Here is a 22478-nt window from a genome sequence, read left to right on the forward strand (position 1 = left end):
ATCAATACGAAAGGAGATTATTTAACCATGAAAGGACTAGAAACAAAAATGGCATCTGTAACCAATGCTTTGACAAATACTGGCTTACTAAAGTTTTTAACAGAGAGTCAAAATACACTAATCGAGTGGATACAAAATGTAGGTAATACTAATGAAACCTTTTTGTCTAGGGGGAACTCTGAAGCGCGACCTTCACAAAAACAGTTTCAAACAGAAGAAGTAATTCAAGGCTGGTTAGTTTTCTATCTTTCTAAACTACTGTTAGTTAATCATAGTGAGATTAACATTCATCTCCCCTTTGAATACTATGGAATTACATCACTAGAAGCGTTACGTCTGACATATGCCATAGAAGTTTGGCTAGGACGTAGACTTTCTTTAGAGTTGGTGTATGAATATCCGACAGTTCAAGTATTAGCCCAGCATTTAGCCAAGGAAGTTGATTGTGTCTGCGTGTCTTAATTACGTTAGCGAGCCTTCTCCCAAAGGGAGACGCTACGCGAACGAGCGTCATTACGAATTACGAATTACGAATTACGAATTATCATGATTACTGTTGATTGTCTGTGGCGTTCTCCACCTACAAACTGGTCACTGTTAAGCGAAGATGTTCATGTTTGGTGTACTTTCCTCAACCAATCGACATCTCGCGTTCAGACATTATCACAATTGCTTTCACAAGACGAACGCACTCGATCTGAACGTTTTTATTTGGAACGAGACAGAAAACGTTTCATTGTTGGGCGCGGTTTACTAAGAACAATCTTAGGTTCTTATTTGGGTACTAATGCCAGTCAATTACAGTTTTGTTATGGACAGCATGGTAAACCAACTTTAGCAGAAACATCTGGTGGGAGTATCTTGAGTTTTAATTTATCTCACTCCCATGAACTTGTTTTATATGCTATAACTCGTAAACGTGAAATTGGCGTTGATATTGAATATATTCGTCCTATTTCTGACTTCGAGCAAATTGCCGATCGCTGTTTTTCAGAACGCGAAAAAAACGTCTTTCATCAGCTACCAAAAGACCAAAAGTTAGGAGCATTTTTTAATTGTTGGACTCGCAAAGAAGCTTATTTGAAAGCTACTGGCTATGGACTACTTTTTCCAATGGATCGGTTAGATGTCTCGTTATCTCCCAGCGAACCAGTTCAACTTTACAGTATCAAAGGCGATCGCTCCACTGTCACCCGCTGGTCACTCCAAGAGTTTACACCCGCTTATGGCTATGTAGGTGCTTTAGCTGTCGAAGGACACGGTTGGCAACTCAAATGCTGGCAATGGGAGTAGGAAGGCAGTTGTCAGTTGTCAGTGGTCAGTTGTCAGTGGTATTTTTCCCCCTGCTTCCCCCGCGTCCCCCTATCTCCCCACTCCCTAATATACATCCCTGATTACCGAAAGATTTTCCATTGATTATGCATCTCACATTCCGTAAATTTAACTATGTTACTGATAATTGCAACTTAAAGATTCGCCAATCAAATACTAGAATTTTAAGCCAAATTACACTTAAATAATTAGCAAAATAGTTATTCACTAACTAGATTAGTAACGAAGGTTAAAAATCTATTTTCTTTACCTTCATTTTAAGATAGAAACCCACACTAATTTGAACGCCAAGAGGGAATGAAAATATCTATTTCCCAATCCCCAGTCCCCAGTCCCTATTTTCTAATACCAAGGAAAAGATAGTATGACTATTTCCTTTCAATATTTAAAATTTTCTTCGTTAGTAGACCTTCTGCGCTATAGGGCTTTACATCAACCTGATAGATTAGCCTTTTCCTTTTTACAGGATGGAGAAATAGAAACGGCTAGTTTAACTTACCGAGAATTAGATCGACAGGTACGAGCGATCGCAGCTCATCTCCAGTCTATCGGAGCTAGTGGCGAACGAGCGCTGTTACTCTATCCATCTGGTTTGGAATTCATTACCGCTTTCTTTGGGTGTTTGTACGCAGGGGTAGTGGCTGTTCCGGCTTATCCACCCAAACAAAATCAAAAGCTTACCAGATTACAATCAATCATCACAGATGCCCAAGCAAAGGTAGCTCTGACTAATCAATCTCTGTTCGAGAATATTAAAGGACGCTTTGAACAAGATACAGAACTGGCAAAAATCCATTTACTTGCTACCGATAGCATTGCTGAGGAATTAGCCTCAGACTGGCGAAAACCGGAAGTTAACAGCAACACTTTAGCCTTTCTGCAATATACTTCGGGTTCTACTGGTACGCCCAAGGGAGTCATGGTCAGTCATGGCAATCTGCTGCACAACTTGGAGTACATGAAGCAGGCATTTAATCTGACCCCTGACAGCGTATCTGTATCTTGGCTACCTGGTTTCCATGATATGGGTCTGATCGATGGACATCTGCAACCTTTGTATACAGGGTTTAGGTGTATTTTGATGCCGCCTGCATCTTTTGTGCAGCGACCGATTCGATGGCTGCAAGCAATTTCGCACTACAAAGCAACCCATTGCGGTAGTCCCAACTTTGGCTACGATCTCTGTGCCAGCAGCAATCTCACTCCAGAACAACTAGAATCTCTCGATTTAAGTCATTGGCATAATGCCTACAGTGGTGCTGAACCAGTTCGCAAAGAAACAATGGAGCGGTTTGCCGCTAAATTTCAAGCTTGTGGTTTTCGCTCTCACTTCTTCTACCCTTGCTATGGTTTGGCAGAGTCTACTTTGATGGTTTCAGGTGGCAACATCAAAGATGAACCGATTTACTGTCAAGTCGAGGCAGAAGCACTCGAACAAAATCGGATTATCCCAGCTAATGCAGATACAAAGAATATTAGATATTTGGTAGGGTGTGGGCACTCTTGGCTAGATGCGAAAATTGTCATTGCTAACCCAGAGACAATGACGCAATGTGCCCCTAACGAAGTCGGAGAAATTTGGGTTTCTGGTTCCAGCGTGGCTCAAGGTTATTGGCAAAGACCAGAAGCAACAACACAAACATTTCAAGCATATCTGCAAGATGGAAGCGGCCCATTTCTTCGCACTGGTGATTTCGGATGTTTGCAGGATGGTGAGTTGTTTGTCACCGGACGCGTTAAAGACATGATTATTATCCGCGCTCGCAATCACTATCCCCAAGATATTGAATCGACAGTAGTAAAAAGTCATCCAGCTTTACGGATTGGTTTCGCGGCGGCTTTTTCTGTTGAATTAAATGGCGAAGAGCAACTCGTCGTTACTTCTGAGGTTGAGCGGACTGCCATTCGCAAACTGAATGTCGATGAAGTCGTGGCGGCTATCCGACAAGCGGTATCAGAAGAACACGAACTTCAAGTTTATGCTGTGGTGCTGTTGAAGCCTGCAAGTATTCCCAAAACTTCTAGCGGTAAAATTCAGCGTCATGCCTGTCGAACTAAGTTTCTAGAAGGAACGCTGGATGTTGTAGATATGTGGCATTCCGCAAGTAGCCAACTTCCTAATGCAAAAGCAGAATCTTCTCGTCCTTTAAAGGCACTGAATAAACAGGCAGAAACTATCCAAGCTTGGTTAGTTGAGAAAATTTCACAGCAGCTAAAGATTGCACCTCAAACCATAGATGTTCAAGAACCTTTTGCACGCTACGGTTTGGATTCGCTGGCGGCGATGATGCTTTCCACGGAACTAGAAGATTGGTTGCGGTTGAGCCTTTCTCCGACTCTGATTTATGATTATCCTTCCATTGCCGCTTTGGCTGAACATTTAGCTGTGGTTGTTGAGAATTCCCAGCCAGAACCAGGGGAGCAGAGAATCTGGGGAGCGGGGGAGCTGGGGAGCGGGGGAGAATTCTCTAGTCTTTCTCCTAATCCTCAATCCTCAGATGCGATCGCAATTATCGGTATCGGCTGCCGTTTTCCAGGAGCAAAAGACCCAGAAGCCTTCTGGCAACTGCTGCAAAATGGTACTGATGCCATTGTAGAAGTGCCGGGCGATCGCTGGGATATTCAGCAAGTTTACGATGCCCAACCAGCAACACCAGGAAAGATGAACACTCGTTGGGGCGGATTCTTAGAAGATGTGGATCTTTTTGATGCTGCTTTCTTTGGTATCAGTCCCCGCGAAGCCGAAAGTATCGACCCGCAACAACGCCTAGTGCTGGAGGTCAGTTGGGAAGCGCTGGAGAAGGCTGGCATTGCCCCACAACAATTAAAAGGCAGTCAGACTGGGGTATTTATCGGCATTAGCACTAACGATTATGCGCGGTTGCAATTTAACCATCCTGCTGGTACTGATGCTTATTTTGGTACTAGTTCGGCGTTTAGTATTACCGCGAATCGCTTGTCTTACTTACTAGATTTGCGCGGGCCGAGTTGGGCAGTAGATACAGCTTGTTCTTCTTCACTAGTGGCGGTGCATCAAGCTTGTCAAAGTCTGCGTCAAGGAGAATCGGAACTCGCTTTAGCTGGTGGAGTAAATCTCATCCTGACTCCTGAATTAACGATCGCATTTTCCCAAGCTCAAATGATGGCAGCAGATGGGCACTGTAAGACATTTGATGCTAGTGCTAACGGTTACGTTCGCGGTGAAGGCTGTGGCATTGTTGTCCTGAAGCGTCTCAGTGATGCCCAGCGAGATGGAGACAATATTTTAGGAATTATTAGAGGTTCGGCTGTTAACCAAGATGGTCGCAGTAATGGACTGACAGCACCAAACGGCCCTTCTCAGCAAGCAGTGGTGCGTCAGGCTTTAGAAAAGGCGCAAGTCCAACCCGGACAAATTAGCTATGTTGAGGCGCACGGTACTGGTACACCGTTGGGAGATCCCATTGAGGTGAATTCTCTCAAGGAAGTGCTGATGCAGGGGAGAAATGAGTCATGTTCTTGCTGGATTGGTTCGGTAAAAACTAATATTGGTCACTTGGAAGCTGCATCGGGAATCGCTAGCTTGATTAAAGTGGTACTGGCATTACAGCATCAAGAGATTCCACCACATCTACATTTGCAGCAGCTTAACCCTCATATCAAGTTAGAGGGCACTTGTTTGGCGATTCCTACCGAACGCCAGGCATGGACAACAGAACCGCGATTTGCTGGTGTGAGTGCGTTTGGGTTTGGCGGGACTAATGCTCACGTGATTTTGGAAGAAGCAGGGGAGCAGGGGAGCCAGCGCCGTGCGGGGGTTCCCCCCGTTGAGGCGACTGGCGTGAGCAGAGGAGCAGGGGAGCAGGGGAGCAGAGGAGCAGGGGAGCGTCCTAAGCATTTGCTGACTCTCTCGGCGAAGAGTGAGAAGGCGTTGCGGGAGTTAGCACAGAAGTATGGGCGATTCTTAGCGACGAATTCAGAGGTTGCTGTGGCTGATGTTTGTTTTACTAGTAACACGGGGCGATCGCATTTTGATTATCGTTTAGCAGCGATCGCTGAATCAACTGCACAGTTAAGCGAACAACTGAATGCTTTTGCCAATTCTCAACCAACTGCGGTATTAGTCAGTCAGCTAGAAACCAGTAAGCCTCGTAAAATCGCGTTTCTCTTCACCGGACAAGGTTCTCAGTATCCTGGAATGGGACGGCAACTCTACGAAACTCAACCAGTTTTTCGCCGTACTCTGGAACGCTGTGATGAAATTCTCCGGGCTTATCTAGAGCAACCTCTACTGTCAGTTATTTACCCTGAGTCGAACACAAATTCAGTGTTAAATGAAACAGCATATACACAACCAGCTTTATTTGCCTTGGAATATGCTCTCTTTGAACTGTGGAAATCTTGGGGAATTGTTCCAGATATAGTTATCGGTCACAGTGTCGGGGAATATGCTGCCGCTTGTGCTGCTGGGGTGTTCAGTTTAGAAGATGGGCTGAAGTTGATTGCCATCAGGGCAGGGTTGATGCAGGCATTGCCTCCCAATGGCATGATGGCGGCAGTATTGACTGATGAACAACGGGTGGTGGATGCGATCGCTCCTTATGATGCAACGGTATCTATTGCTACCGTGAATAGTCAGAATCAAACTGTGATTTCGGGAACCAAAGAAGCTGTGCAGGAAGTACTGAAACAATTTGAGTCTCAGAAAATTTCTGCCAAAGCTTTGAGAGTTTCTCACGCTTTTCACTCTCCGTTGATGAACCCGATGCTAGAGTCTTTTGAAGAGATTGCCGCCTCTGTGAAGTTTAACGCGCCTAGTATTCCTTTGGTTTCCAATTTGACAGGCGAAATCCTTAGCAATCAAGACATTCCTGACGCGAATTATTGGTGTCGTCATATTCGAGAAGCGGTCAGATTTTCAGCCGGGATGGAGACGCTGCATCGTCAAGGTTATGACTTATTTCTGGAAATCGGCCCTAATTCTACGCTGTCAAATCTAGGAAAACAGTGTTTACCGAAAGGTGTAGGAACTTGGTTGACTTCTCTAACAAAAGAAGACAACTGGCAATCATTACTCAACAGTTTGGCAACACTATACACCCTTGGCGTAGATGTGGATTGGTCTGGATTTGACCGAGACTTTACGCGCAGTAAGCTAGCACTCCCTACTTACCCGTTTCAGCGTCAACGTTTTTGGATTAAAACCGACGGAGGAAATAATACAAAATTGAATACTACAACAGACGAACTCGGCAAACAAAGCCAGAATTGGACATCTCAACAATACTTCTATGGCTGGCAATGGCAACCTCAGCAGCTAGTTGCAACGGGAGAGATTTCGCCTGGGGCTGTCCTCATCTTTAAGGACGCTCAAATGGTTGCCAAAAACCTTGAAAAGCTGTTTGATGCGGAAAAATACCCTGTCTACTTTGTCACTGCGGCTCAAAAGTTCCAACAAAAAACAGAACAACACTTCACTATCAATCCTGCTTCGCCGGAAGACTATGAAAAGCTGATTCAAGCTTTCAAACAGCAAGGTTTGACAATTACAGCTATCATCCACCTTTGGAATTACAATCAAGCTGCAATTTCAAGGTTGCCTGTAGATTCTCACGATTCTGTACTGCAAGAAGGTATGTACAGCGTGTTGTATTTAGGACAAGCACTGGTCAAACATTACGCCAATTCTCCCATCAATTTACTGCTGTTAACTCAGGGTGCTTATGTAACATCTGCAAATGAAACGCTTCAGGGTTTACACCAAGCGATGGGAGCAACCTTAGCCCAAACACTGACTCAAGAACACAATAATATTCAAGCAAAAGTAGTAGATATTACACCTGGGAGTGTCTCTTCAGAAACACTAGCTACAATTTTGTTCCAAGAGTTGCCAGCCAAACCTGACAAAGAAGGAATTGTAGTTATCCGCCAAGGACAACGGTTTATCAGGATTTTAGAAAGAATGGAAATTCCGGCTAGTAAGGAATTTCAGCCAGTCTTAACACCGGGAGATACTTGGTTAATTACTGGTGGTGTGAGTGATGTCGGCGCAGAAATTGCTAAGGGAATGGTGAGTCGCGCACCGATTAATTTAGTACTAACTGGTCGTCATCCCCTACCGCCAAAAGCAGAATGGCACTTGCATGATGGTGACAACAGCACTAGCAAACGCATCCGGATTATTCAAGACCTAAAGCGACTGGGAGCTACGGTACTGTACCACGCTGTAGATGCTACAGATGCCGAAGGAATGCAGCAGTTGATGGAAACTATCCGCGAGCGCTTCGGGCAATTACATGGAGTTATCCACGCTGCTGGGGTGCAGGATCAAACAAGATTCAAGCTGTTGCAAAAAACACCCGAAACCGTTGCGGAGGTACTTGCTCCGAAAGTTGAGGGAACCATTATCTTAGATAATGTCACCCAAGACGAACCTTTAAAATGTTTTGCTGTCATCTCCTCTGCTGCGGCATCAAAAGCTGAATGGGGAGCTAACTTAGGAGATTATGCAGCAGCTAATATTTTCCTGGATAACTATGCAACATACCGCGCCCAACGCGGTGCGCCAGGACATTCACTTGCGGTTAATTTCTCCTTGTGGCGCGACAAGGGAATGGCAAAAATTGGCGGACAGGCGTTAGTAATTTTAGCGAAAGTTAAAGGGTTGAAGCTTCTAGAAGTAGACCAAGCTGTAAATGCTTTTATTGAAGCTTTGTCCTTAGATGAGCCTGTGGTTCACATTGTAGACTTGCTCGAAAAAGAAACAAAAAACCATCAAATTGTTCAATTACCCCAGTCGCCAATCCCCACTCCCCAACCCAAAACCCAAAATATCCGCCGCCTAGTTCTGGAAATATTAAGTAAATATCTAACGATTCCCCAAGAACAAATACAAGGATACAGGTCTTTTCAAGAGTTGGGATTAGATTCTCTAGGCGCTGTAGAAGCTATCAAACAGTTAAGTCTAACTTTCAAACACCAATTATCTCCGACACTTTTCTTCGAGTATCAAACGCCGGATGAACTAGCAGACCATTTAGAAAAACAGTATGGCGCATCTGCGATCGCAACTCCAGAAACGCCCGTCAGCACACCTAAAAAGGAGACTGCAAATAATTTGATGGTTCAACAACAATCAAACTTTAAAGCAATGGACGTTAAACAAGAAGATATTGCCATTATCGGCATGGCTTGTAAAATTCCAGGGGCTGACAATTTAGAACAATATTGGCAGTTTCTCACTGAAAAACGCTCCTTTATTAAAGAAGTTCCGAGCGATCGCTGGTTAATTGAGGATTACTATGAGGAGAATGGAACAGCCCCGCATACGACCTATTGTAAGCGTGGTGGCTTTATCGAAAATCCCTTTGACTTTGACCCGATGTTCTTTGGCATTTCGCCACGGGAAGCCACGGCGATGGATCCCCAACAGCGGGTGTTTTTGGAAGTAGCTTGGCAAGCTTTACAACAAGCAGGTTACGGCGGCAAATACCGGACAAAAGATATCGCGGTAATCGTTGGTGGCGACCAAAATAACTATGTAGAACACTTCTTTAATTATCAGTACAGTACTGTACTCAAGCGGCGTTTGCACAAGACTTCTTGGTTTAAGCAACTCACTCCTAGCGAACAGAAAAATTTACTGGATACGGTTTCAGATGTTCTCAAACCTAGCGAACTCCTCCCCGAAGCAACCGCTGGGAACGAGTTAAATCAAATTGCGGCGCGAGTTAGCCACTGCTTAGACCTGATGGGGCCAAGTTTAGAAGTAGGTACAGCTTGTTCCTCTTCTTTAGTGGCAATACACCTGGCTTGTGAGAGTATCCGGGCGGGCGATACTTGCATTGCGATCGCAGGTGGCGTTAACCTAAACCTCAGTCCTACTCCCTTTACTTTCCTCAGCCGCGTCCAAGCTTTTTCTCCCACAGGTGAATGTTTCCCATTCGATAGCCGCGCTAACGGGATGGTTGTCGGCGAAGGTACAGGCGCAGTTGTTCTCAAATCCTTACGCAAAGCCTTAGAAGATGGCGATTACATTCACGCTGTCCTTAAAGGTTCCGCCATCAACAACGACGGACATTCCCAAGGCATCACCGCCCCAAAACCCGAAGGTCAAGCTGAAGCGATTCGTAAGGCTTACAATAAGTTTGGCATCGACCCCGAAACCATCTCCTACATTGAAACTCACGGCACTGGCACAATGTTAGGCGATCCCGTAGAAGTCGAGGGCATCACCAAAGCTTTTCGTGATTTCACCGACCGTAAAGGTTTTTGCGGTATCGGTTCAGTCAAATCTTCTATCGGTCACTTAATGGCTGGTTCCGGCGTTATCAGCTTGATTAAAGTCGTACTCGCCATGCAAAACGGCAATATTCCGCCAACAGTCGGCTTTGAAAAACCTAACCCCCATATCGATTTTGCCAATACACCTTTATATGTAGTCGGTGGAGAAGGTAAACCTTGGACAAGCAATGGCGAATTGTTACGCGCCGGAGTCAACGGATTTGGATTTGGCGGCACAAATTGTCACCTAATTGTCGAACAATCTCCAATTTCACAATCTGCTAAATCCGCAGAACAAACTTCCTCTCCTCATCTTTTGTGCTTGACTGGACGCAATCAAAAAGTTCTCAAAGAAATTGTCAAACAATTACACGAGCATATTAGCAAACATCCAGAACAAGAATTATCAGAAATCTGCTTAACGCTCAGTAATTCCCAACGCGAACTGTCTTACAAAGCAGCGTTAGTTGTGAATAACCGCCAACATTTGTTGGATTCCTTAAACGCCATTTTATCAGAGCAAAACCAGCCAAACATTCAAATCAATCGTTCAAATCCCCAAAAAGCCACACCAACTTATCTAGTTTTAGATAGTAGCTGTACTTTAACACCCGAAGAAGCCAAAATATTAAGCGATCGCTACCCAGAATTTAGAAAAGCCTACGCTGATTGTGAGTTTCTCTGGCGACGCACAATATCAACCTGGGATTTAAACAGTAACGCCGCCCTTTCACAAAAAGCCCATACCTTTGCCATACAGTATGCTTTGTGTAACTTGTTGATGTCTTTGCAACTTCAACCCAGCGCTTTATTAACAGAAGGAGTCGGAATCTTAGTCGGAGCTTGTTTGACTGCGATGTTCTCTTTAAAAGAGGCATTCATATTATTAGCGGAATTAGAAGGAAAGCAGATTAACAATTCTGTCGAAGAACCAAGATTAGAAGCTCCATTAGTAACAGTTTGGAATTCTCCCTTAGTAACCCCACTAGGAACTTACAAACCATCTGGTAAGTTCACCAAAACACAAATGCAGTCACTCGTACATGTTTCTGGTTCATTAAAAACCGAACATTGCCGAGAAACATGTAGTGAAGCCGGAGCTTATTTATATCTAGGAGAAGCAAACATCAGACAGCAATTAAATATTGCAGACGATACACTTTGGATTCACTTCGAGAAAAATCAGCCAATCGCAAATTTCTTAACTGCGATCGCTCGATTGTACACCGCAGGAGTTCAGTTTAACAGCCTAGGTTTATTCCCCAAAGGACTGCGGAGAGTACCATTACCGACTTACCCATTCGAGCGAAAAACTTATAAAGCTCCAATTGACTATAGCGAACCGGAACTGCAAGCAGCTTTAGAACTTGAAGGTTTGCTACTCATAGAACATCTAGTAGCACTATCACCAGAACAGCGACAATCTAGCTACAAAGCTTTACTTGAAGAATTCGGATTCGCTCCTAAAACTGTTGAGAATACGACTAATTAAGATTGAAACGCAAAGGAGAGGCAGCGCGTTGTGGGGGTTCCCCCCATTGTAGCGACTGCCGTCGCGCTGAGGTTTACGCAGAGGAACGCAAAGTTTGTTTTGGTATACACGCAATAACTCTCTAAATCTCTTATCTTCGCGTCCTTTGCGTTCTTCGCGGTTCGTTTCCCTTCATCCCTCCTTACTCGCTGTTTGAATAAACATTTACTACTATTTATTGGAGCATTATGAGCCTTAACAATTTGCAACAACAAATCTTCACCTTAGTCGGCAAAATCACAGGACACGATGTCGAAGACTTAGAACCAGATATGTATCTGGAAAGCGACATGGGACTAGACTCTATCAAAATGGTAGAGCTACTCAACAGCTTTATTCAAATGGTTCCACAGGAAAAACAAGCAGAATTTTTGCAAGTTGTCCCAATGGAACAACTAATGCAACTGCAAACTTTAGCAGAAGTTCTCCAGCTCGGTCAAACTTGGATAGCTACGCAAGAATCAGTCGCATCTTCTGCTACTATTTCTGTACCTCAACCTACTCCTATTTCCTCACCCCAAATAGAAGAAAAAACAGCACAAGAAGTCCCCATTCTTGATGCTCAATATATATTCTTAGCTTCCCACTGGGCTGTATCTACTTGCAGCTTATGTTCCACATTACGGTTGAACGGGCCTTTCAACTCCCAAGTTTTTCGCCAAAGCTGGGAAGAATTGCTGACTCGCCATCCCATGCTGAGAGCATACTTTTCCATTCCCGCTGGAGCAACTAGTTTTAAAGATTATCGCTTAATGGTTCTGGATAATCCCACTCCTCCAGAAATTGCCATTACCGATTTAAGAAATTGCGATCGCCAAACTCAAGATTACCGCATCAACGAAGAAATTCATCGTTGCATCAATTCCAGATGGGATATCTCTCAGTGGCCATTGCATAAGTTCTTTGTCTTTCAACTCGAAGATGCAGTTTACGAAGTCTTTTTCACCAATCATCACCTGATTTCTGATGGTTTGAGTAACCAAATTGTGTTACGCGACTTCATGGAAATTTATGGTGCAAGATTAAACGGCACTCAGGCTATTTTACCTGCTGCGATCGCAGTTGCAGATTATCGAGCGATCGCTAATACGCTCAACACTTGGCAAAATCAACAAGCAGAACAATCTCTGCAAAAATATTTGAGCAAGCAGGGCAAAGATAAATTCCTCTGGAACCCGCAAGGCAGTACCGTTAAATATAACTCTACCAACATTAGAACTTTATCCTACCGCCTCAGCCGCAAAGTCACAGATAACTTAATTAGCCGTACCCGCGACTGGCGTTTACCACTCAATTCTTTAGTAGTTGGTGCTTATTTACGAACTGCTGCTAAGTTCTGTCAGCTACCAGAATCTGTTGTATTGAACGTCCCAACTAGCGGACGCATCTATCCTGGGGTAGATATTCCTAAAGAAATTGGCTGTTTTGCTCAAAATCTCGCACTGAGTTTTAAAGCACCAACACCTGACGAAAATTGGTCTAATTTGCTGTATGGCATTCATTCAGAAATTCATACAAATTTAGCAGCAAATCATGACAACGCTCAAACTCGTCAAATGGGGATTTGGCTGCGAGAAAAAGTAGCCCTCGAAGATGGCAAAATTCCCCCTACTGCTGCTAGTTTGATGCAAATGGGGATGAAAGCGAATTTATTCCTTTCCAACATGGGGCAAACCCACATCAAACCTGAGTATGGTTCTCTAAAGATTCTTAATTACCGAGCAGCTACCGTCACCAACGCTGGTACTGTAGACACATTAGTAGAGATATTCGATAACTGCTTGCACTTAAACACCAGCTATGATAGCAACTTCTTTAGTGAATATCTCATCGATACTTTTTGCAGACAATTGATTGCAGATATTGAAGAACTAGCAACTTTGCAAATTCAGCCCCAGCAAATTACTCAGCCACTTTCGCTATCAGCAACAGATACTCAGTTCAAGTCCATCCTGCAACAAATAGCCACAGAAGTTTGTCATGACACTATTACTGATGCAGCTTTAGATAAAGATTTAGTAGTAGATTTAGGTTTAGATTCGCTAGAACTAATCCGCATTATTACTAAATTAGAAAAGCAATTAGGTAAGGTAAATCGTCAGGCTTTACTATCTTGCAGAAGCTTGCGAGAAATGGTCTATACACTGAGCCACGGAGAAATACCCGCGACGGCTGCAGTCACTCCCCAAGCATTAGAAATACCTTACTTAGAGATTATCGAACAAGTTAAGCGCACTCCTGATGCAGTGGCCGTTATTGATGGCAACACCAAACTCACTTATCAACAACTGCATAATCTTTCTAATCAAGTTGCGAATTACTTAAAAACTCAGGGAGTTAAACCGGGTGTTTTAGTAGGCATAATGCTCGCTCCTGGTTATCTGATGTGGGTGGGAATGTTGGGTATTCTCAAGGCGGGAGGCGCTTACGTTCCTTTAGATCCTACTTATCCTAACGAACGAATTCAATACATACTAGAACATGCTGAAGTTCAAACTTTATTAAGCGAACATCAGCTGAATGCAAAATTAACAGAATGTCTGACAGCACAGTTACCCCTATCAACTTTAGTATTCTTGGATGAGGGAGAAGCTTTAACTGGGACAACTTTAACCCAAGTTAATAAGAGTTCTTGGTCTAATAGTTCCGAACTAACTCCCGCTAGCGTCAATACTCCTGACGATTTGATGACAGTATTGTACACCTCCGGTTCTACAGGTCGTCCCAAGGGAGTGATGCTCAATCATCGGGGTTACATGAACCGCCTCAACTGGATGCAAAAAGCCTTCCAATTGTCGCCTGGGGAACGAGTTGCACAAAAAACATCCTGTTGCTTTGATATCTCAGTTTGGGAAATATTCTGGCCTCTCATGGTAGGCGCTACAGCTTGTCCTGTGAAGCGAGAAGTCGTAAGAAATCCTTGGAATTTAGTGCAGTGGATGCATGACACCCAAATTAATATCATGCATTTCGTTCCCTCCTTATTTGGAGAGTTTGTCACTGCTTTAGAGGAAGAAGCCTGGACATTTCCTCACTTGCGTTGGTTGGTGTTTAGTGGTGAAGCCTTACCGGTTTCTTTCATTCAACGTTGGTTAGACAAGCACGGAACTAAAGTAGGGTTAGCAAATCTTTACGGCCCCACAGAAGCATCTATAGATGTTACCGCTCATATCATTCCTAGTAGTGTCCGAGATGCAACCAGTATCCCCATTGGCAAAGCAATTGACAACGTTAATATCGTCCTCCTAGACGAACAAATGCAACCCGTGAAGCCGGGTGAATTAGGAGAACTGTGGATTGGTGGCGTACAATTAGCTCTTGGTTATCTCAAAAACCCTGAAAAAACAGAACAATCTTTCCGTCCTAACCCCTTTGCAGACATCAACAGCAAATATCTCTATCGTACCGGCGATGTAGCCAAGCAATTACCCGATGGTAGTTTTGAATATCACGGACGCATCGACCATCAAGTTAAAATCCGCGGCTTCCGTGTGGAACTGGGAGAAATTGAAAATGTGCTTAACAGCCACCCAGATATTCGAGAAGCGGCTGTCGTCGCCTTAGACTCTGGTTCGGGACAGAAAAAGCTAGTTGCTGGTATCGTTGGACAGCAGGTAGACAGCAAACAACTCAAAGAATACGTAGGACGCTGGGTTCCTGATTACATGATTCCGCACCGGATAGAATTGCTAGACAGCTTACCCAAGAATCATAACGGCAAACTGGATCGGCAAGCGATCGCAGCTATCCTCAACGGCGAAACCCCTTGTACAGACGCGATTAATCGCGTCTCTACCGTCTCTACCGAGGAATACGTACCTTTAGGCCCCGCACAGCGCTGGGTCATGAAATACTTTGAACCTCCCTATCAATGGACTGGTTACACTCGTTTTGTGTACCGCCATCCCCTAGAACTTAATATTTTCAACCAAACGCTGAACTTGATTGTAGAACGCTATGATGTTTTACGCACAATCTTTGTCCAAAAAGCAGGTCAATGGCAACAAAAAATTATTCAGCCAACTGAACAATTAAAGGCAGTTATCTACGATGGTAGCCATTTAAAACCTGAAAAACGAGATGAAGAAATTCGTAATTTAATTCAACAAGCTGGCGAACAATTGCAAATTGACCAATGGCCGCTACTAAAGGTAATTGTTGTTAAGGTCAATGATTCATGTTACGACATGGCATTTATTGGACATCACTTAATCGGCGATTTATTGAGCAACGGTTTAGTTTTCCAAGAATTTTGGTTTACCTACACTCAAAATTTAGGCAACCCAAATAATATTAATCTGGCAACAACCAACAAGCCTTCCTACAATGACTATGTGCGTCTATTAACAGAAAAAGAAGCACAAGGAGATTTGGCGAAGCACATTTATTACTGGTTGTACCAATTTCCTTCGGAAAAATCTGCTTTTCAAGTTCCTTTCGATTTTGAAAAAGGAGAAAACATCGAGGCTTCTGCTGCTCAAAAAAGATTTCTCCTTCCCAAACCCCAAAGCGAAATTTTATTAACCAAAGCCAAGGAGTATTATGTTTGCAACCTTTATTATCTTTTACTTGCTCCTCTATATCGCCTCCTTGCTGAATGGAGTGGAAGACCTGGAGTAGTATTAAGTCATCGCAGTCACGGCAGAGATTTGGGCGATAATCACAGATTCTTTGACAGTGTTGGGAATTTTGCTGTTAATTATCCTATGGGTATCACTGTTGAAGAAAAAACCAGATGGGAGCCAATCATTAAGCAAATCAAACAACAATTTGAATGGCTACCGATGAATGGGGTTACTTTTGATTGGTTAGCTGATAAGCTACCCAGTTATATGTATCCAGATACTCGTTTAACACCTGTGAGAGCTAATTATTTAGGCAATCGTACTATTCCTAATTCTCAGGTATTTGAGTTCATTCCCGAAGATTGGGATCGCCGCTTATCTCCTCCCCAACAAAAACGTACAACTTTGTTAGAGTTCTTCTTTACTCTTGTGAATGGTTCCTTAGAATTGGAGATTGAATATTCTACTAATTTCCATCTACCAGCAACTATTAATCGGTTGGGCGAACGATATTTAGAATTAGTGAATGACATGGTGTCAGCTGTACCTGTGGTATCTGCAAATAATGGTCATAATCGTCTAAATAGTCGCAAAACAAGTTTGCAAGAGTTAACAGTGTAATTCATAGCAAATTGATATTTCCCCCCTTATAAAGGGGGGAAACCAGAAAAATCCGATTCCCTCGCCTTTATAAAGGGAGGGTTAGGGAGGGGTAAAACGAGGGTTGAAATTGAAACGCAAAGGAGCGCAAAGTTGATGAATTTATGACATGCTGTACTCAGTTACTAATGATTAAAAAAGTCTGAAGTATAGCTGGCGATCGCAAATTCTTAACCGAGTAATAATTTAATACTAACCTAGTAATTGCTAGAATGACAGATTTGCAAAAATCAGCACAAAAATTGGAAGTTAAATTAAGTGAAAGTACTGGTAAAGTACTGAAGGAATTCCACTTTCATCGAAAGTACAACTATTCGTTATGCGTAATTATTTTTCCACTTTTGTTGTGTCAACGACTGTTGCGGTCTCGGCTGCTTTACCAGTTCAAGCTGCGACTTTTGACTTCAGTAAATTACAATTGATTTCCACAAAACCCATTGAATCTAATTCCGAATTATCGTTTTTTGGTAGTCTGGATAACAACGAAGGTCAAACAGCATTCTTTAATCCCGACCCCGATGCTGTAGATAGAGGCCATGCTGAAATTAGCCCAAATTCAGGAAGCATAGCACCTTACTATGCAACTGGTCGTAACGCTAGCCCAGAAAATAGTGGTGCTACTAGAGCCGCAAGTTTAGAAGGAGCAACAAATTTTCCTAACTTTTTCAATTACCTGAGTAATAATTCAATTGCACCCAATAGTATTGGCTTCAGCTATGGTCAAAAAAGCGATCGCGATTTCAAAGAAACTTGGAATCTAGGGGAAGATAAACTCGGTCAAGATTGGTTAGCTAGTCCAACTTCCACAATTGAAGAAAGAATTTATACAGCTAATCCAGATGCTGTAGAAAGCTATTTTTCATTAGGTGATACCAGAATAGTAAACTTAGGATATACCCCTTTTTACGTACTTTTTGAGTATGGTGAAACACCAGCACTTGAAGATAACATTGACCTCTTCTACACAGAACCTGTCAAAGCCACAAAAGTAGCTGGGTTAGATCCCCTAACAGAAGGTCTTGCAGATGCCTTTTTACTAGACATTGCCAACAATGGAGGTAACGTTCAACTAGTTATAGAAGACATTGCAGCTGAAGATGGTGCATTTGCATCTGGCAATGGCTTTAATATATTCAACTTTCCACTACCCCTATCCGTTCGTGCAGTTTCCGTTCCCGAACCTTCTGCAATTTTGGGGTTTTTGATACTTGCAGGTTCAGGTATATTCTCTTTTCCAAAACAACAGAAAAAAGTAGGAAAGACTAGCAAGTAAAGAAGAATTCAGAAGAGGAAGTAGAATGGCTATTTTTGGAAAAATGGGTATGTATTTTCATACCCTGGTTACAGCTTCGATGATTGCGACTGGAGCAATAGTAGCACCACCATCCACAGCAGCAACTTTCAAAGTTACTGTGGAAAATGTAGCTCCAGAAAGTGGGATTAACTTAGCTCATTTTTGGATAGGCTTTCATGATGGTAGTTTTGATGCTTTTAATGCTGGTGAGGCTGCTTCCGATGCGATCGCTCTCATGGCTGAAGAACAGGTAATCGGTCTTGGTGCTAGAATTCTAGCGGATTTTAATATTCCTACCCCACAACTCACTGATATAGTCATTTCCACATTTGCAGCGGGTACTGACTATGCTTTCATCTCCCCAGAACTTCAGTCTGCGTTAGAAGCAGGTAGCGATCGCGCCACCATATCTGCAATCCTGGATTCGATTTTTAATTCCGACATCGACGTGAAGGATTTACCTCCCTCACCAGGAACCATTGCCGCTGAGTTCGCTAACAGTCAAGCCGGAAAAAATGGTGGCACACAAGATATCTTGTTCTATCCCACCCTATCGCCAATTCCCATAGTCCAGCCTCCTGGTACAACTGCTTCCAGACTCATTGAAGTGGACGATCCGCAAAAAAATCGTTTCTTTAGTTACGCCACAATGCTTTTCCCTAGTAACGATGCTTTTATTGGCAATGACGATCCTCAAGGGATTCAAGTTTTTGACGAACAAGGAAACTTCTTAGGAGCCGACTTCCTCGTTCTTGGGAATCAAGCATGGGATGCAGGTACCGAAGTCAACGACGAGAAAATTTTTTCTATGCCCGCAAACATCGATGAAAACGGCACAGTTCAACCCCATCCGGGTTTAAAAGCACCAGGCAAAGGAGGGATTGTAGATTCTCAATTGGATGGATTAAGCTTTGCCAACGCTGACTTTTCAGCTCCAGGCTATCAGATAGCACGTATCACAATTACTAAGGTAGATGAACCAAACACTAATCAGGGTTTACTTGTTCTCGGCGGGTTGTTATCGATAGTTACAATCATGAGCAAATTAAAGCAAAGAAAAAACAATTTTTCGTCACGGTTTAACTAAAAAGTCAACCGAAAAACGGAAAATTAAGATTTGTATTGTTTGAAAAAAACCCTGCATTACAGGTAGGTTTCTTTGCTCGTACTCGACCAACCTTAAATTGCCCAATTATACAGGTTTGTAGTGAAGGATTTAACCTTCTTTCGGTAATACCTTCAGGGCTGAATCTGCCTTACTACAAACCCCCCCAACTTACCTTTTCAGAACAACTCGCTTCAATAATTATCACAATCAGCTTAATCATCAATTTCACGTTCATGCATACGTGAATTATCAAGTTTCTTGTTCGTGTGACTAACGCTTATGAAATACAGCTAGATAAAACTCTTATCTAGTCCTCATTACACTCAATATTTGTGAGAAATCATCTGTTTCGTAAATAACTCACATGTACTGGTGAAACCTTTAAATATAGCTAATTTCTAGCTTTGACCGAATTCTTTATTGGTTATCTCACCACTGTTTAAGTCAAATTAATTCAACTACATCATTTCAACAGGTTCAAAAATTATGTCTACATCAATTCCAACACCAATTATGCCCGTATCCACTCAACTAGGAACACCTGAAATTATGTCTTTAGCAACTCCAACAGCAATTATACCTGTACCGACTCAAATAGAAACTCCTGAAATTCAAAAAGGTTTTAATCTTTTAGGATTAAAAGTCTCAGATATTGAATTGAACGAACTGAAACATGGCAATACCGTTTCATTAGAAAGCAGACGACTAAGTGAAATAGGTTCAGTATTGATACTTGCAGAAGCTCTTTCATCATTGCATTCAGTTAAAAACATTACCTTCAAAGATTTACCAAAAGTTGTTACAGAATCCACAAATTGTTCTGGCATTCCCGTCCATCGATGGAATGATGATATACTTGGTAAGTGTTACCTGCTGCTCACTTTAGTAGATGGTCAACCTGCATTCAAGATATCATCTCAAAAGTAGCGTAAATCCAGACCCTTCAAGCATATTATCTGGGTAAATATAGCAATCCTAAATCACTTGTGAAAATCTCTAATTCTTGTCTCTCAGTGTCCTCTGCTTCTCTGTGGTTCGTTAAAAAGATAACTTTCACAGTTGAAATAGGATTGCTATCTCACAAGCATAATTCTTTGTATTACGCTAATTCCATCAATTAACTACACATTTTAGGTGAAAGGAATCTTACCGTGACCACATCAAAATCTTATAAAGATTCGTCATTTTCACATGACGACCTGTTTCTATCGAAACAAATTATTATCAATCCTGTGACAGGCGATCGCATGACTATTCTTTGCTCCACCGCCGATAGTAATGGAGAATATTTTCAAGTTCAATTTGACCTACCACCAGGAGCAAAAGGCAGTCCCTTGCATTACCACGGTTATATGCATGAAACCTTTGAGGTTTTAAGAGGTTCGCTCAATATGGAACTTTGTGAAAAAGGCAACATAAAAACATTGCGAACTGGAGATAAAGTATACGTTTACCCTGGTATGTATCATAGTTTCTGGAATGAATCTAATGACTGGGTAACATTCATTAGTGAAATACGTCCTGCTGGGAATTTTGAGCAATTTTTAAAAGCTTGGTACGGTTTAGCTGGAGACGGAAAAGTAAACAAAGATGGAGTACCTACCAATTTATTGCAACTAGCCTTAATTGTTCAGAAATCCGACACCATAGTTGTCGGACAACCGCCGTTTCTGCAAAAAATAATACTCAACATACTGACTAAAATTGCTCGTATTTTAAAAGTAGAGCGAACCCTAGTCAAATATTGGCGGTAACACCAGCATCAACAAGAGTAATTCGTAGTTAAAGTAATTTTAATTACGAATTACGAACTACGAATTATCTAGGAGAAAACCATGAAAGACCGCGTACAACTTTTGAGAATAACAGGTGCTGTGCTGACTTTTCTATCTATTTCCATCAACATACCCTACATTTTGCTGATTCAAAATTTTGAGTATGATGATATTCTCCGCGCACCCACTAACTACATCCTCACTAAATTTCACGAAGGCGGTTCAGGACTAATTTTTACTTGGTTTCTTTTTGCTTTGTTAGCATTGCTATTCATTCCAGCCAGTACATTTCTACAAAAAGTACTTACAAGAGAAGATACTGTCTATTTGTCCGCAGCTACCTTAATGGGTGTGCTTTCTGGTTTGTTGCAGTCTATTGGACTCATGCGCTGGGTATTTGTCGTTCCTGTCTTAGCCGATTTGTATGTTCAACCAACAACCGATAGAGCAACTCGTTCTGCTGTTGCTGTTGTCTTTCAAGCAGTTCATCAATATGGTGGTGTTGTTATCGGCGAACATTTGGGACAAACTTTACTCGCCTTATGGACATTGGGAGTTGGTGTGGCGATGCTTGGCTCACCCTTCTTTAAATCTTGGATTGCTTGGTTTGGTCTTTTTACAGTACCTCTTTTAATTCTCGGACAAACTGAATTACTTGCAACAGTTATTCCATCTATGCCAGTGTGGAAAGTCACTCCTATTGGTTTCATGCTTTGGGAAGTTTGGCTTTTAATAACAGGAGTCAGTCTACTTTTGACAGCAAATAAATATAAAAGTACCGACAAAACTCAACAACTCTCCAGAATTTGAAAATCAACAGTTCTCAGTCTTGAAGAAGAATTCAGAAGTTAGAATTTAGGAGTCAGACTAAAAAAAGTGGAAGATTTAGAGCCGCTACTAATAGAAAACCACTAAATAGAAGATTGACTAGTGGTCTTAAACCAAGCAATTCATCTACCATTCGTACAAAATTCAGAATTCAATTCTTACTTCTCACTACTGAATTCTGTTGTGATAAATTACTAATTAAATATAATCATGATTGACACAAATCGTTGGATTGTCCGCTATCAATCCCATCCTAAAGTTCGTTTGCGCTTATTTTGCTTTCCTTATGCTGGAGGTAGTACCTCTACATATCGTAAATGGTCGGAGTTATTACCATCAGATATTGAAGTTTGTCCCGTACAACTTCCTGGACGGGAAAACAGATCGATGGAAGCTCCTTTCACTCATGTTACGCCGCTGGTTGAGAGTTTATTACCAGTTTTAAACTCATATCTAGACCTTCCTTATGCTTTTTTTGGCCATAGTATGGGAGCCTTAATTAGTTTTGAATTAGCTCGTCAAATTAGAAAACAACGCTACCCCGAACCTCAACATTTATTTGTTTCTAGCCGTCGCTCTCCTCATCTTCCTTCTTCAGAGCCTCCTATTCATAAACTACCTGAAACCGCTTTTTGGGAGCAACTTCGCCTCTATGATGGTGTACCCGATACACTATTACAAAGTTCTCAAATAGCCAAGTTTTTTCTACCACTGTTGCGAGCAGACTTTGCCATTCATGAAACATATAAATACACCCCAGGCACTCAATTTAATTACCCAATAACAGCCTTTGGCGGGTTACACGATCGCAAAGTCGGCTCTGAAGAAATCATGGCTTGGCGAGAGTTAACTAATAGTGATTTCTACCTTCACTTATTTCCTGGTAATCACTTATTTTTACGTAAGGAGTACCAGCAAATTTTATCAGTTATAGCTCGAAATCTGAGTCAAAAAATTGCAGCTTAACTTTTAAAGTGAAACGACTATCAATTAAAAAATTTTCTGTAGTGGCGTGTCAAGGCTAAAGTAGTGCAATAGAAAAATTCGATTATGTGTCTAAACTTCAATTTTTCAGAGATTTTTAATGCAACATTTTAGCCTTGCCATGCCAGTAGGGTGCGTT

At 42.2% G+C, this 22478-nt stretch carries 10 protein-coding genes; all 10 read left to right on the top strand.

Annotation, left to right across the window (positions count from 1 at the left end; all coding sequences use genetic code 11):
• Window positions 1–27 precede the first annotated feature (27 nt).
• Window positions 28–462: an acyl carrier protein gene (locus RMY31_RS31670; protein ID WP_322658444.1), complete on the top strand. Its 435-nt coding sequence runs from the start codon at window positions 28–30 to the stop codon at window positions 460–462.
• Window positions 463–546: 84 nt separating this feature from the next.
• Window positions 547–1293 (top strand): 4'-phosphopantetheinyl transferase family protein, encoded by a 747-nt coding sequence (locus tag RMY31_RS31675; protein WP_322658443.1) that lies wholly within the window; start codon window positions 547–549, stop codon window positions 1291–1293.
• A gap of 403 nt (window positions 1294–1696) precedes the next feature.
• Window positions 1697–11086 carry an SDR family oxidoreductase gene (locus tag RMY31_RS31680; protein WP_322658442.1) on the top strand — a complete coding sequence of 3130 codons (9390 nt, stop codon included), beginning with the start codon at window positions 1697–1699 and terminating at the stop codon, window positions 11084–11086.
• A 227-nt stretch (window positions 11087–11313) separates the two neighbouring features.
• Window positions 11314–16311, top strand: a complete 4998-nt coding sequence (locus RMY31_RS31685) for a non-ribosomal peptide synthetase (protein ID WP_322658441.1) — start codon at window positions 11314–11316, stop codon at window positions 16309–16311.
• Window positions 16312–16696: 385 nt separating this feature from the next.
• The gene (locus tag RMY31_RS31690; RefSeq protein ID WP_409878985.1) at window positions 16697–17623 is read left to right on the top strand and encodes a PEP-CTERM sorting domain-containing protein; all 927 of its coding nucleotides are present in this window, start codon (window positions 16697–16699) and stop codon (window positions 17621–17623) included.
• 25 nt (window positions 17624–17648) lie between these two features.
• Window positions 17649–18731 (top strand): spondin domain-containing protein, encoded by a 1083-nt coding sequence (locus tag RMY31_RS31695; protein ID WP_322658439.1) that lies wholly within the window; start codon window positions 17649–17651, stop codon window positions 18729–18731.
• A gap of 507 nt (window positions 18732–19238) precedes the next feature.
• Window positions 19239–19679 (top strand): hypothetical protein, encoded by a 441-nt coding sequence (locus tag RMY31_RS31700; protein WP_322658438.1) that lies wholly within the window; start codon window positions 19239–19241, stop codon window positions 19677–19679.
• 224 nt (window positions 19680–19903) lie between these two features.
• Complete coding sequence (locus RMY31_RS31705; protein ID WP_322658437.1) at window positions 19904–20506, top strand: cupin domain-containing protein; 603 nt, start codon at window positions 19904–19906, stop codon at window positions 20504–20506.
• An 81-nt stretch (window positions 20507–20587) separates the two neighbouring features.
• On the top strand, window positions 20588–21337 hold the full coding sequence (locus RMY31_RS31710) for a DUF4386 domain-containing protein (protein WP_322658436.1): 750 nt from the start codon (window positions 20588–20590) through the stop codon (window positions 21335–21337).
• Between the two features lie 228 nt (window positions 21338–21565).
• Entirely contained in the window at window positions 21566–22321 is a 756-nt protein-coding gene (locus RMY31_RS31715; protein ID WP_322658435.1) for a thioesterase II family protein, read from the top strand.
• The last annotated feature ends 157 nt before the right edge of the window (window positions 22322–22478 follow it).

Source organism: Dendronalium sp. ChiSLP03b, from assembly GCF_034531165.2.
GTDB classification, from domain to species: Bacteria; Cyanobacteriota; Cyanobacteriia; order Cyanobacteriales; family Nostocaceae; genus Dendronalium; species Dendronalium minutum.